The sequence below is a fragment of the Enterocloster sp. OA13 genome (assembly GCF_022440595.1).
Taxonomy (GTDB): Bacteria; Bacillota; Clostridia; order Lachnospirales; family Lachnospiraceae; genus Enterocloster; species Enterocloster hominis.
Map to the genome: position 1 here is coordinate 5,561,538 of NZ_JAKNTF010000001.1, position 12,370 is coordinate 5,573,907.

Below are 12,370 nucleotides of genomic sequence, written 5' to 3' on the forward strand. Positions count from 1 at the left end.
TTTCCTTTCACTATTTCACATAATCCGGGAAGTACTTCTCAATAAAGCTTGTATCCGTATCACCTTCCTGGAATGCATCATTTTCCAGAATCTCGTACTGGAAGTTAATATTGGTTTCAATTCCCTCAATAACAACCTCGCCCAGGGCGCTGCGCATCTTGGCAATGGCCGACTCCCTGTCTTTATCATACACAATCAGCTTCATCAGCATGGAATCGTAATTGGCCGGAACCTTGTAATCGCTGTAGATATGGGTGTCCACCCTGACCCCGTTGCCCCCGGGTATGTGGACATTGGTGATAAGGCCCGGACACGGCATGAAGTTCTTTGAGGGGTTCTCGGCGTTGATACGGCACTCAATGGCATGGCCCTTAATGGTCACGTCTTCCTGGGTCACGCTTAAGGGTTCCCCTGCAGCCACACGGATCTGCTCCTTAATCAGGTCCATACCGGTAACCATCTCGGTCACGGGATGCTCCACCTGGATCCTGGTGTTCATTTCCATGAAATAGAAGTTCTTATCCTTGTCTAAAAGGAATTCAATGGTGCCCGCATTCTCGTATCCAACGGCCTTGGCCGCCCGCACCGCGGTATCGCCCATCCTGCGCCTGAGTTCAGGGGAAATGACGTCGCAGGGAGCTTCCTCCAGCACCTTCTGGTGGCGTCTCTGGATGGAACAGTCACGTTCCCCCAGGTGGACCACGTTGCCGTGCTTATCCGCCATGATCTGGAACTCCACGTGCCTTGGCTTTTCAATGTATTTCTCAATATACATGGTGTCATCGGAGAAGCCCTTCACGGACTCCATCTGGGCCGCATTGAAAAGCTCCGTAAAATCCTTGGCGCTCCTGGATATACGCATGCCTTTTCCGCCGCCGCCCGAAGACGCCTTAATCATCACCGGGAAGCCGATTGTCTTTGCCATCTCAAGGCCGTCCTGCGGGGTGTGCACCGGTTCCTTGCTGCCCGGCACCACGGGCACTTCTGCCTCCATCATGGTTTTGCGGGCTTCTGACTTGTTGCCCATCTTGCTTATGATTTCAGCGGACGGTCCGATAAAGGTAATGTTACATTCCGCACACAGCTTGGCAAACTTGGCGTTCTCTGAAAGGAAGCCAAATCCCGGATGGATGGCGTCGGCCTTCATGGCAACGGTTGCAGCCAGGATGCGCTCCATATTCAGATAGCTCTGGCCAGAGACAGCAGGCCCGATACAGATGGCTTCATCAGCCAGCAATGTATGAAGGCAGTCCTTATCCGCCTCAGAATACACGGCCACGGTCTGTATGCCCATCTCACGGCATGCACGGATGATGCGGACCGCAATCTCACCTCTATTGGCAATCAAAATCTTGTTAAACATCGGTATTCTCCCTCGATTCCCAAACTATTTAGTCTGTACTATCCAACCATGAAGGTCAGCTCTGCGCTTACCGCCAGCTTGCCGTCCACCGTGGCAGTGGCCTTGCCAACGCCCACAGGGCCTTTCTGCTTGATGATCTCGCACTCCAGCTTCACTTTATCCCCCGGCACGACCTTGCGCTTGAATTTGGCCTTGTCGATTCCGCCAAAGTAGGCAACCTTTCCCTTAAAACCTTCCTGGGACAGGATGGCTACCGCGCCTGTCTGGGCCAGTGCTTCCACCAGAAGGACGCCCGGCATGACCGGTTCCTGAGGGAAATGTCCCTTGAAAAATGACTCGTCATAAGTCACGCATTTATATCCAACCGCCCGCAGGCCCGGTTCCAGCTCTTCGATACAGTCAATCAAGAGGAAGGGATGTCTGTGAGGTATGATTTCCTGGATTTCTTTTACTCCCATTAACATGGTGTTTTCCTCCTGTTTATTTAATCCTGAACAGCGGCTGTCCGTATTCCACCACTTCCTCGTTGTTCACAAGGATGGCTTCCACCACGCCGTCATATTCGCTTTCTATCTCGTTCATCAGCTTCATGGCCTCGATGATGCCCAGTACCTGGCCCTTTTTCACGGTGTCACCCACCTTTACGAATGCATCCGCATCCGGTGAGGAGGACTCATAGAAGGTCCCTACCAGGGGGGAGGTCACTACTTTATCCGAACCGATATCCACGCCCGCTGTCTGGACCGCCGTCTCCTGTACCTGGGACACGGTGATGCCTGCGCCGGCTGCCGTGTTAAGCATCTGGACAGCCGCCTGGTCCATGGACGGAGCTGCAACCGTGACAATCTGCGGCTGCTCCTTCTTGCACTTTAAGGAGAGCTTCATGTTGCCTTCTTCCAATTCAAAGCTGGTCAGCTTGTTCTCAGATACCGCCTGGATCAACTGAATGATTTCATCTATATTCATCACATTCTCCTCCTGTTATTCGCTGAATTTCCTGACAATCAGGCTGGCATTGTGCCCGCCGAAGCCAAGGGAGTTACTGATGGCAACATTGACATCCATGGCAACGCCGTCCCCCTGGGTGTAGTCCAGGTCACAGCCCTCGCCCGGTTTCTCAAGGCCGACGGTTGCATGTACGTACCCGTCTTCAATGGACTTGACGCAGGTTATGAATTCCACACCGCCTGCAGCGCCTAAAAGATGGCCGATCATGGACTTGGTGGAGTTAATCTTCACCTTCTTTGCATGTTCCCCCAGGGCCAGCTTAATGGCCTTTGTCTCAAACAGGTCATTGTGATGGGTGCTGGTTCCGTGTGCATTTACATAGTCAATGTCCTCCGGCTTTAGGCCTGCATCCTTAATGGCATTCTCCATGGCGCGGGCAGCACCGCTTCCGTCCTCTGCCGGGGATGTGATGTGGAAAGCGTCGCAGGTTGCGCCGTAGCCCACTATCTCAGCCAGGATATTGGCACCGCGGGCCTTTGCATGCTCTAAGGATTCAAGGACAACCACGCCTGCGCCCTCGCCCATGACAAAGCCGTTGCGGTCCTCGTCAAATGGGATGGATGCACGTGCAGGGTCATCCGTGGTGTTCAGGGCGGTCAGTGAGGTGAATCCTGCAATACCGATGGGGGTAATGCTGGCCTCTGCCCCGCCTGCCACCATCACATCCGCTTCTCCGTACTGGATGGAACGGAATGCCTCGCCGATGGAGTGGGTGCCTGTGGCACAGGCCGTGACCACGTTAAAGCATTTGCCCTTCAGCCCGAACTGGATGGCAACATTGCCTGCCGCCATGTTGCTGATCATAAGAGGCACCAGCAGCGGGTTCACACGGCTGGGTCCCTTTTCCAGAAGCTTCTGGATATCTTTTTCCATGGCCTGGAGGGAACCGATTCCAGATCCCACGCACACGCCTACGCGGTAGGGGTCTTCCTTCTCCATGTCAATACCTGAATGCTCCAGGGCTTCCTTGGACGCAGCGACCGCGAACTGGGAAAATGCCTCCATGCGGCGCGCTGCCTTGGGGTCCATGTAATCCTTGGCATTAAAGCCCTTTACCTCGGCTGCCAGCTTACACTTATAATCGGTTGTATCAAAATATGTGATGGGGGCGATTCCCACCTTCTTGTCCTTCAGTCCCTGCCAGAAACTTTCCACGTCATTGCCAATGGGGGTAATGGCGCCCATACCGGTAATCACAACTCTTGTTTTCATACGCTCACACTCCTGTCCTTCTCTACATTGCCATGCCGCCGTCTACACAGAGAACCTGGCCTGTTATATACTTTGCATCTTCGGAAGCCAGGAATGCCACTGCATTGGCAATATCCTGGGTTTCCCCGAACTTCTTCATGGGAATCTGCTCCGTGACAGAGGATTTGATGCTGTCACTGAGCACATCTGTCATTTCCGTTGTAATGAAACCAGGGGCCACTGCATTGACCGTGATTCCCCTGCTTGCAAGCTCCCTTGCAGCGGATTTGGTGATTCCGATCACGCCTGCCTTGGCCGCGCAGTAGTTGGCCTGGCCCGCATTGCCCAGCACGCCGGACACGGAAGAGATATTGATGATCCTTCCCGCCTTCTGCTTTAGCATCTGGCGTGAGATATGTTTGATACAGTTAAATACACCCTTTAAATTGGTGTTTATGACCGCGTCAAAATCCTCCTCGGACATCTTCATCAGCAGGTTATCCCTGGTGATTCCTGCGTTGTTAACCAGGATATCCAGGCGTCCATATCTGGAAACGATATCTGCCAGCATCTGTCCGCAGGCCTCGAAGTCGGAAACATTGCACTGCAGCGCCTCTGCCCTGCCTCCTGCGGCCTCTATCTCTTTTACCACTTCCTCCGCCTTTTGGGCAGAGCCATTATAGTTTACAATCACCGCAGCCCCCTTTGCTCCCAGGGTCAGGGCTATCTGACGGCCAATCCCACGGCTGGCGCCTGTTACCAGTGCAATCTTTCCTTCCAGCATACTAAAATCTCCTTTCGCTGCATTGAACGCGTGACGTCATTCCCGGACGCCTACTTCAATGCCTCCACTACCTTGTCTATATCTTCCAGTTTTTCCACGTTCATGGTCCTTACTTCTTTGTTGATTTTCTTCATGAATCCTGCCAGTGTCCTGCCAGGCCCAATCTCGATGAAGGTGTCCACCCCTTCATTTATCATGGTTTCCACGCTCTGCTGCCAGCGCACGGATGAGGATACCTGCCTGGTCAGCAGGTCCTTTACAGGCTCTGCCGTTGTGACAGGCTGCGCATTGACATTTGCCACATAAGGAATCCGGGGGGTGTGGATATCCACATCCGCCAGCACCTGGGCCAGCTTCTCCCCTGCTCCGGTAAGCATGCCTGAATGGAAGGGACCGCTTACGTTCAGCATCAGGGCACGCTTTGCCCCTGCAGCCTTTAGCTTTTCACAGGCCTCTTCCACTGCCGCCTTTTTGCCGGAAATCACAATCTGTCCCGGGCAGTTGTAATTGGCAATCCACACGCCTTCCATGGATCCGGTGACAGCTTCGATGGCAGCTGCGTCCAGTGCCAGGATGGCTGCCATGGCGCCTTCCCCCACAGGAACCGCTTCCTGCATCAGGATTCCTCTCTGGCGCACCGTGCGGATGGCGTCCTCGTCACTCATGACGCCGGCTGCCGCCAGCGCACAGTATTCTCCCAGGCTCAGTCCGGCCGCCATATCCGGCTTAATCCCCTGTTCCTCCAGCACCCTCATCATGGCGATGCCTGCAGTGACCATGGCTGCCTGGGTGTATTCCGTTATATCCAGTCTGTCGTTTTTCTCAAAACACAGCTCCGGCATGGAAAATCCCAGAAGCTCACTGGCCTTGTCAAAGATTTTTTTCCCTGTCTCCGTCTGCTCATAGAAATCCTGGCCCATGCCGCAGACCTGTGCTCCCTGTCCCGGGAAAATAAATGCAATCCTGCTCATCCTCTTACCCCTCTTAATTCCAGTGCATAAGGCTGGATGCCTCTGCCATCATCTCTTCAATCATTTCCTTACAGGACTGCTTCTTGGATATCATGCCTGCAATCTGGCCCGCCATGACGGTTCCGTTCATCACATCGCCATCCTGGACAGCCTCACGCAGCTTGCCCAGTGTCAGGTATTCCAGCTCCTCAAAGGACTTGCCTTCCTGCTCCAGCTTAATGTACTCCCTTGTCATCTGGTTCCTGAGGCCTCTGACAGGATGTCCGTGGCTGCGGCCTGTAACCGTTGAATCAATATCCTTTGCCTTGATGATGCGCTGTTTGTAGTTCTCATGTACCGTACATTCATCCGCCACCACAAACCTGGTCCCCATCTGCACGGCCTCTGCGCCCAGCATGAAGGCTGCTGCGATTCCCCTTCCATCGCCGATACCGCCTGCCGCGATGACCGGGATGGACACAGCGTCCACGACCTGTGGCACCAGGGTCATGGTTGTCTCCTCGCCGATATGGCCGCCGGATTCCATTCCCTCTGCCACAACCGCGTCAGCGCCGTACTTTTCCATGCGGCGCGCCTGTGCCACGGATGCAACCACCGGAATCACCTTGATACCGGCTGACTTCCACATTTCCATATATTTTTCAGGATTGCCGGCTCCGGTAATCACAACCTTGATGCCTTCCTCCACCACTACCTTTGCAACATCATCCGCATGGGGGCTTAAAAGCATGACATTGATACCGAATGGTTTCTTTGTCAGTTCCCTTGCCTTGCGGATTTCATCGCGTACCACCTCTCCAGGTGCATTGGCTCCGCCAATCACGCCGAAACCGCCTGCTTCGGACACGGCCGCCGCCAGATTATGTTCTGCTACCCAGGCCATGCCGCCCTGAATAATAGGATATTCAATTCCTAACATTTCTGTAATTCTTGTTTTCATTGTTCTACCTCCAAGTTGTACATTCCTGAGCGAAATTTCCTTAATCAAACAGCGTGTTTCAGTAGTATCCACACGCCGTCGTTGTTTGTATCTCTCTAGTTTTTACGCTTCCACGCCTTTGTTCTTTAAGTAGTTCATAACATCGCCTACAGTGGTTAACTGCTCCAGGTCTTCAGCAGGAATCTCTACAGAGTACTCATCCTCCAGGGCCATGACCAGTTCAAACAGGTCCAGGGAATCAGCTCCCAGGTCTTCCTTGAAGGAAGATGCCTCTGTTACAGTGTCAGCCTCCACACTTAACTGCTCTGCAATGATTTCTTTCATTTTCTCTAACATGATTGTTGTTCTCCTTTTACATTTTCATAGTTTTTATATTTTAATTTTATTTTTACCATTCTAACAGGGTTGCGCCCCATGTAAGGCCTGCGCCAAAACCTGAGAACACGATTTTGTCCCCGGATTTAAGCATTCCCTTCCTGTTTATCTCATCCAGGAGAAGGGGAACGGACGCACCGCTGGTGTTGCCATAGTGCTCCATGTTGACCGGGAAGCAATCCACACTTACCTTTAAACGCTTTGCAATGGACTCTATGATCCTGTAATTGGCCTGGTGGATGACAAAGTATCTGACTTCTTCCGCCGCAACGCCTGCATCGTCCAACACCTGCTTGATACATTCAGGTACCTTCCTCACTGCAAACTTAAATACTTCCTGTCCATCCATGGTCATATATCCCAGCTCCGGCTTCTTGCCCAGAAGGAAATTCCCGTTGGTCCTGGAACCGCAGGTCAGCACATTGCCCTTGGTGCCGTCGGAATGCATGTTGATCCCAAGGATTCCTGTCTCATCCGCCTTTACCACCACGGCGCCTGCACCGTCCCCAAAGAGCACGCAGGTCCCTCTGTCCGTCCAGTCAATCAGTTTACTTAATACATCGGAGCCAATTACCAAAGCCGTCTTATATATGCCGCTGCTTATGAATGCATGGGCTGTATTCAGCGCATATACAAATCCTGTACATGCCGCGCTGATGTCATAGCAGGCCGCATTGACCGCACCGATCATGCCCTGCACCTCGCACGCCCCATTGGGGAAACAATAGTCCGGTGAGGAAGTCCCAAGAAGGATAAGGTCAATCTCCTCCGGCTTTACGCCTGACTGTTCCAGTGCCCGCATTGCAGCATTGGCCGCCATGTAGGAGGTGCTTTCAGTTGTGGCAATCCTTCTTTCACCTATTCCCGTCCGGCTGCGGATCCATTCGTCGTTGGTCTCCACAATCTGAGCAAGGTCATTGTTGGTCACTATCTGCTCCGGCACATATGAACCGGTTCCTATGATTCTTGTTGTCATTCTTCTTACCCGTCCCGAATCCGTTCTGCAAGAGGACTCATGCCTTCCATTTTTGTATCCTTTAGGGAAATACTTTGAACATCAAAGTAATACTACAGGAAAGATAAGTATTTGTCAAGAAATATTTTTAGCGTGTTTTTGTGCTTTTTTGTCAAGTTTACTGCTTTTTGACATTTCTTACCATTTCTATCATTTACATATATTGACTTAGCACCCTAAATTTGGTAAGTTTAATTTGTAAAAGGGGATAAAATTATAATAAGGGGGTTGAAAACCATGAAGACAACAGGTGTTATTCGTAAACTGGATGAGCTTGGAAGGATCACGCTTCCTATTGAACTGAGAAGGAGTCTTGACCTGGACGTTAAGGACGGTCTGGAGATTACGGTTCAGGACGACTGCATCATCCTCAAGAAAGCAGAGTGTGCGGATATCTTCACCGGCAGCACGGATGAACTGCTGGAATTTGAAGGTAAGAAAGTTTCTAAACAGTCTGTCATTGCCCTGGCCAAACTGGCCGGATTGAATGTAACTGAGTAAAAGCACATGTACATAGAAAGAACCCGGGTTGCTGCCTTTGATATGGCGGCTGGATGCCTGGGTTCTTTCTATGATTGGGTTAGTCTGCCTATGATGAGGTTACGTGGTCTGCAATTCCCTTACTTACCCTCACTGCCATGTATGGTTGTACACGGCTGTGTATGGTTTGGATCTGTACCTTCATTTTCCTTGTATCATATTTGCTTGTTGTTTTCGCGGCATTGTCATACATAGACAATAAACACAATAAAAAATAGCATCCTCCCCGCCTAAAGTGGATGCTATCTGGATAAAAAACCACTGAGGGCATCAGATTTTGTGTCTGATATCCTTCCTGATTTGATTATACACCAGGCGCTTGTTTTTTTCAAGCGCCTTTTCAAACCTACACTTTCAAAACCAACCTATCCCTTCCTATATTTATAGAAGCTGCTGGTACACATCCCTCTTGCTGATGCCCCGGTCCTTTGCAACGGACTTCATGGCTTCCTTCTTGTCCTGTCCCATGGACATATAGTGTTCCAGGTGCTCCTCAAGGCCCATCTCCTCCCATGTGCGGATCTGTTCTTCCCGAAGCTCCCGGGGGGACCTGCCTTCAATCACGATCACACATTCTCCCTTTGGCTCCTCCTGTCCATAGGCGGCCAGCGCGTCTTCAAAGGTGGTCCTGAAGGCTGTCTCAAACTTCTTGGTCAGCTCCCTTAATATGGTAATCCTGCGGTTCCCCAGCACCTCATATAAATCCTCCAGGGTCCTTACCAGGTGATGGGGCGCTTCATATATTATGATGGTCCTTGTCTCATCCTTAAGCTCCCCCAGTATCCTGGCCCGCTCCTTCTTATCGCCTTTCTCAGAAGGCAGGAACGCCTCAAAGCAAAACCTCCGCGTGGACAGCCCGGACATGGTAAGGGCTGTGACACAGGCCGCGGGACCGGGAAGGGATGTCACCTCAAGTCCGGCTTCATAGCACTGGCGCACCAGCTCCTCACCCGGGTCTGAGATGCCCGGGGTTCCTGCATCCGTTATGAGGGCGATGTTAACCCCGTCCTTTAACTGCTCCACCAGGTATCTGGCCTTATCCACCTTATTATATTCATGATAGCTGGTCATGGGCGTCTTAATCTCAAAATGGTTCAGGAGCTTGATACTGTGGCGGGTATCCTCTGCCGCTATCAGATCCACTTCCTTTAATGTCCTGAGGACCCTGAAGGTGATATCCTCCAGGTTGCCGATTGGCGTTGCACAAAGATATAATCTGCCTGCCATGGGTCCCTCCCTTCCGGTACTGCGTTTCGCAGCCCTAATATCCATACGTAACCCTTATCTGCCGGGTATACTCACCCTGTTCATTAAACACGATTACAGGCGCCTCCATCTTAAGCAGGGCCCCGCCGCCGCGCACAGCCTCAATCAGTACCATGTTGGCTTCCCTGTCCACATAGGGGTGGACCATCTTCATACGCTTTGGCTCCAGTCCATGCTTTTTCATGGTCTGGATGATCTCGATGAGCCGCCTTGGCCTGTGGACCATATAGAAACGTCCTCCCGGCCTTAAGACCCTGGTTCCTTCCCGCACAACGTCCTCCAGTGTGCACTTGACCTCATGGCGGGCAATGGCCTTTGCATCCCCCGGGTTCTTAAGTCCGTGGGCATCATTCATATAGGGCGGGTTGGACGTGACCACATCAAAAGAGGCCAGGGCAAACAGCTGGCTGGCCTCCACGATATCACCTGTGACAATATCCACCTTTTCTTCCAGATGGTTATATCGGACGCTGCGTCTTGCCATATCCGCGGACTCTTCCTGAATCTCAAGTCCGGTAAAATGCTCCCCCTCTGTCTTTGCCGTGAGAAGGATTGGGATGATGCCTGTGCCTGTGCCCAGGTCCAGCATCCTCTCCCCCTTTTTCACCACTGCAAATCCCGAAAGAAGGACCGCGTCCATACCAAAGCAGAAAGCACCCTTTCTCTGGATGATACCATATTGATTCCGCTGCAGGTCGTCAATGCGCTCGTCGTCCCGCAGCATCACAGGGCCTGCCTGGCTCCAGGTATGTTCCATAGGATAACCTCCGTTTTAATTATCATCCAGCTTTGACTTGCCTTCTCTTTTCTCCAGGGCCTCCAGATGCTTTAACTCTGCATCCGGCACATCCTGGGCCTGCTTGTCCCCGCCCTTTCCCTTCTTCTTCCTGGGCTTGAACTTGAGGTTCTCCACCTTGTATTCCCGGATTTCCTTTTCATCCTTATCCACGGTCACAATCACCTTCACCAGCTGGCGCAGGACATTGACGCTCTGGACCTCTCCCTTTAACCCGTCATTGGTGGTCACATAATCCCCTGTATTAGGAAGCCTGCTGTTAAGGACCTCGTATGTCTCTTCCTCATTCTTAAGGCAGCACATCAGCCTTCCGCAGACACCGGATATCTTGGTGGGATTCAGGGACAGGTTCTGTTCCTTTGCCATCTTAATGGAAACAGGTATGAACTCGGACAGATAGGAGTGGCAGCACAGGGCCCTGCCGCATATGCCGATTCCCCCCATTATCTTTGTCTCATCCCTGACGCCTACCTGGCGCAGTTCAATCCTGGTCTTAAACACGCTTGCCAGGTCCTTTACCAGCTCACGGAAATCAATCCGTCCGTCCGCGGTAAAGTAGAACAGTACTTTATTATTGTCAAATGTATATTCAGCATCAATCAGCTTCATCTCCAGGTTATGCTTCTTAATCTTATCCTGGCAGATTTTGAATGCCTCTTTTTCCTTATTCTTATTCTTTGTCTCCACTGCCTCATCCTCAGCAGTGGCCATACGGATGACCGGCTTTAACGGCGGCACCACTTTGGACTCATCCACTTCACGGTTGCCAAGCACCACATATCCGTATTCGATTCCCCTGGCCGTCTCCACAATCACGTGGTCCCCGGTCTTTACCTTACGGCCCGCCGGGTCAAAATAGTAAATCTTGCCTGCTGTGCGGAAACGCACTCCAATCACTGTAATCATTCTGTTCTCCTTTAACTGCCGGCCCGCGCATGGCATTGCCGTATGCCCTGGCCATCTATCCATCTCAATTTACAACTTAACCCCTTAAGCCTCCGGCTTTCCGGGTCATTCAGTTCTCCTTCATGGTCAGGAACATCAGCTCCATGACCAGTTCCATATTCACATTGGCATCCAGGCGCACCCTTGCCTTTTCAATGGCCTGCAGTATCCGCTCAAGTCCGTCATAACCGCTGACCGTGCTCATGGCCTTGATGGTGGAAAACTCATCTTTGAAAATCAGCAGGTTGATATCCTTGGTGGTCTTATACATCAGCACATCCCTGTACCACATCTGCATGAAATCCAGGCATCCGCGGATATCCAGGTTCTCATCCTTCAGCTTACGGATGTACTCCAGAAGTTCAGATATATCCGCATCCTTCAAATGCTTCAGCATGAGGATAAGGGCATCATACATGACCCTGAACTCCTCAGACTCAGCCAGGTGGATGGCCTTGCCCAGGTTTCCCCTTGCAAATGCCGCATAGATATCAGCCTGGCTTTCCTCAACTCCCAGGGACTGCACCAGGTATTCCCTTACCACCTCGTCCCTTAACGGCTTAAGCTTAAGCTGCACACAGCGCGACAGGATGGTCGGAAGGAATGCGTCCTGGTTGGTTGTCAGCAGAAGGATGACCGCATAGGACGGCGGTTCCTCAATGGTCTTTAAGAGGGCATTCTGTGCCTGGACCGTCATCTTCTCAGCCTCGTCCACAATATATATCTTGTAATAGCTGCTGTAAGGCCGCACCATGATGGTATCGTTAATCTGTTCCCTTATATCGTCCACGCCTATGCTGGCCGGTTTTTCATGGGTCACATAAATCAGGTCCGGATGGTTGCCCGAGAGCACCTGCTTGCATGCATGGCAGGCCATGCACGGATCCGGCAGCCCCTTTTCACAGAGCAGTTCCAGAGCAAATGCATTGGCAAGGGACTTGCGTCCCATTCCAGCTTCCCCGCTTAAAATATAAGCGTGGGATATCTTCCCTGTCTGTACCGCGTTGCGGAAATGCTCCTTTATCTGTTCATGACCTAATATATCGTTAAAACCCAGCATTGTGATGGTCCCCCTTGGCGCAAATGTACTAAAATAGTATATCATAAGAAATTTTCAATGTATACCCTTAAGTTTTTCCAGCGCCATGGCTCTTGCCGGAGGATGTGAAGGTCGCA

At 51.7% G+C, this 12,370-nt stretch carries 14 protein-coding genes; 1 reads left to right on the top strand and 13 read right to left on the bottom strand.

Going from position 1 to position 12,370, the window contains the following annotated elements; genetic code table 11:
* Positions 1 to 10: 10 nt before the first annotated feature.
* The 9 genes from MCJ35_RS24890 to MCJ35_RS24930 form a co-directional block, all read right to left on the bottom strand.
* Complete coding sequence (locus MCJ35_RS24890; RefSeq protein WP_025484722.1) at positions 11 to 1,363, bottom strand: acetyl-CoA carboxylase biotin carboxylase subunit; 1,353 nt, start codon at positions 1,361 to 1,363, stop codon at positions 11 to 13.
* Positions 1,364 to 1,401: 38 nt separating this feature from the next.
* Positions 1,402 to 1,827 (bottom strand): 3-hydroxyacyl-ACP dehydratase FabZ, encoded by a 426-nt coding sequence (gene fabZ, locus MCJ35_RS24895; RefSeq protein ID WP_008726610.1) that lies wholly within the window; start codon positions 1,825 to 1,827, stop codon positions 1,402 to 1,404.
* A gap of 16 nt (positions 1,828 to 1,843) precedes the next feature.
* Positions 1,844 to 2,329 carry an acetyl-CoA carboxylase biotin carboxyl carrier protein gene (gene accB / locus MCJ35_RS24900; RefSeq protein WP_025484720.1) on the bottom strand — a complete coding sequence of 162 codons (486 nt, stop codon included), beginning with the start codon at positions 2,327 to 2,329 and terminating at the stop codon, positions 1,844 to 1,846.
* A 15-nt stretch (positions 2,330 to 2,344) separates the two neighbouring features.
* Complete coding sequence (fabF, locus tag MCJ35_RS24905) at positions 2,345 to 3,583, bottom strand: beta-ketoacyl-ACP synthase II (RefSeq protein WP_008726614.1); 1,239 nt, start codon at positions 3,581 to 3,583, stop codon at positions 2,345 to 2,347.
* A gap of 22 nt (positions 3,584 to 3,605) precedes the next feature.
* A complete protein-coding gene (gene fabG / locus MCJ35_RS24910) occupies positions 3,606 to 4,346 on the bottom strand; it encodes a 3-oxoacyl-[acyl-carrier-protein] reductase (RefSeq protein ID WP_008726615.1) in 741 nt (246 codons plus the stop codon).
* Positions 4,347 to 4,396: 50 nt separating this feature from the next.
* Complete coding sequence (gene fabD, locus MCJ35_RS24915) at positions 4,397 to 5,317, bottom strand: ACP S-malonyltransferase (protein ID WP_008726617.1); 921 nt, start codon at positions 5,315 to 5,317, stop codon at positions 4,397 to 4,399.
* Positions 5,318 to 5,330: 13 nt separating this feature from the next.
* Positions 5,331 to 6,257, bottom strand: coding sequence for an enoyl-[acyl-carrier-protein] reductase FabK (fabK, locus tag MCJ35_RS24920; RefSeq protein WP_008726619.1), 927 nt, complete (start codon positions 6,255 to 6,257; stop codon positions 5,331 to 5,333).
* 102 nt (positions 6,258 to 6,359) lie between these two features.
* Positions 6,360 to 6,593 (bottom strand): acyl carrier protein, encoded by a 234-nt coding sequence (gene acpP / locus MCJ35_RS24925; RefSeq protein WP_008726620.1) that lies wholly within the window; start codon positions 6,591 to 6,593, stop codon positions 6,360 to 6,362.
* Between the two features lie 52 nt (positions 6,594 to 6,645).
* Positions 6,646 to 7,608: a beta-ketoacyl-ACP synthase III gene (locus MCJ35_RS24930; RefSeq protein ID WP_025484717.1), complete on the bottom strand. Its 963-nt coding sequence runs from the start codon at positions 7,606 to 7,608 to the stop codon at positions 6,646 to 6,648.
* A gap of 276 nt (positions 7,609 to 7,884) precedes the next feature.
* Between MCJ35_RS24930 and MCJ35_RS24935 the strand changes: the two genes are divergently transcribed.
* Positions 7,885 to 8,148 (top strand): AbrB/MazE/SpoVT family DNA-binding domain-containing protein, encoded by a 264-nt coding sequence (locus tag MCJ35_RS24935; protein ID WP_008726624.1) that lies wholly within the window; start codon positions 7,885 to 7,887, stop codon positions 8,146 to 8,148.
* Positions 8,149 to 8,568: 420 nt separating this feature from the next.
* Here MCJ35_RS24935 and rsmI read toward each other — a convergent pair whose 3' ends face one another.
* The 4 genes from rsmI to holB form a co-directional block, all read right to left on the bottom strand.
* On the bottom strand, positions 8,569 to 9,414 hold the full coding sequence (rsmI, locus tag MCJ35_RS24940; protein WP_025484716.1) for a 16S rRNA (cytidine(1402)-2'-O)-methyltransferase: 846 nt from the start codon (positions 9,412 to 9,414) through the stop codon (positions 8,569 to 8,571).
* Between the two features lie 34 nt (positions 9,415 to 9,448).
* Entirely contained in the window at positions 9,449 to 10,177 is a 729-nt protein-coding gene (locus MCJ35_RS24945) for a tRNA1(Val) (adenine(37)-N6)-methyltransferase (protein ID WP_025484715.1), read from the bottom strand.
* Between the two features lie 48 nt (positions 10,178 to 10,225).
* Positions 10,226 to 11,155, bottom strand: a complete 930-nt coding sequence (locus MCJ35_RS24950) for a PSP1 domain-containing protein (protein ID WP_008726630.1) — start codon at positions 11,153 to 11,155, stop codon at positions 10,226 to 10,228.
* A gap of 109 nt (positions 11,156 to 11,264) precedes the next feature.
* Positions 11,265 to 12,254, bottom strand: a complete 990-nt coding sequence (gene holB / locus MCJ35_RS24955) for a DNA polymerase III subunit delta' (RefSeq protein ID WP_025484714.1) — start codon at positions 12,252 to 12,254, stop codon at positions 11,265 to 11,267.
* Positions 12,255 to 12,370: the final 116 nt, after the last annotated feature.

Excerpts from the sequence above, each read along its gene's own strand:
- fabD (WP_008726617.1), bottom strand. The coding sequence starts at position 5,317 with ATGAGCAGGATTGCATTTATTTTCCCGGGACAGGGAGCACAGGTCTGC.
- fabF (WP_008726614.1), bottom strand. The coding sequence starts at position 3,583 with ATGAAAACAAGAGTTGTGATTACCGGTATGGGCGCCATTACCCCCATT.
- MCJ35_RS24945 (WP_025484715.1), bottom strand. The coding sequence starts at position 10,177 with ATGCTGCGGGACGACGAGCGCATTGACGACCTGCAGCGGAATCAATAT.
- MCJ35_RS24890 (WP_025484722.1), bottom strand. The coding sequence starts at position 1,363 with ATGTTTAACAAGATTTTGATTGCCAATAGAGGTGAGATTGCGGTCCGC.
- MCJ35_RS24950 (WP_008726630.1), bottom strand. The coding sequence starts at position 11,155 with ATGATTACAGTGATTGGAGTGCGTTTCCGCACAGCAGGCAAGATTTAC.
- MCJ35_RS24930 (WP_025484717.1), bottom strand. The coding sequence starts at position 7,608 with ATGACAACAAGAATCATAGGAACCGGTTCATATGTGCCGGAGCAGATA.
- acpP (WP_008726620.1), bottom strand. The coding sequence starts at position 6,593 with ATGTTAGAGAAAATGAAAGAAATCATTGCAGAGCAGTTAAGTGTGGAG.
- accB (WP_025484720.1), bottom strand. The coding sequence starts at position 2,329 with ATGAATATAGATGAAATCATTCAGTTGATCCAGGCGGTATCTGAGAAC.
- fabZ (WP_008726610.1), bottom strand. The coding sequence starts at position 1,827 with ATGTTAATGGGAGTAAAAGAAATCCAGGAAATCATACCTCACAGACAT.
- fabG (WP_008726615.1), bottom strand. The coding sequence starts at position 4,346 with ATGCTGGAAGGAAAGATTGCACTGGTAACAGGCGCCAGCCGTGGGATT.
- holB (WP_025484714.1), bottom strand. The coding sequence starts at position 12,254 with ATGCTGGGTTTTAACGATATATTAGGTCATGAACAGATAAAGGAGCAT.
- MCJ35_RS24935 (WP_008726624.1), top strand. The coding sequence starts at position 7,885 with ATGAAGACAACAGGTGTTATTCGTAAACTGGATGAGCTTGGAAGGATC.
- rsmI (WP_025484716.1), bottom strand. The coding sequence starts at position 9,414 with ATGGCAGGCAGATTATATCTTTGTGCAACGCCAATCGGCAACCTGGAG.
- fabK (WP_008726619.1), bottom strand. The coding sequence starts at position 6,257 with ATGAAAACAAGAATTACAGAAATGTTAGGAATTGAATATCCTATTATT.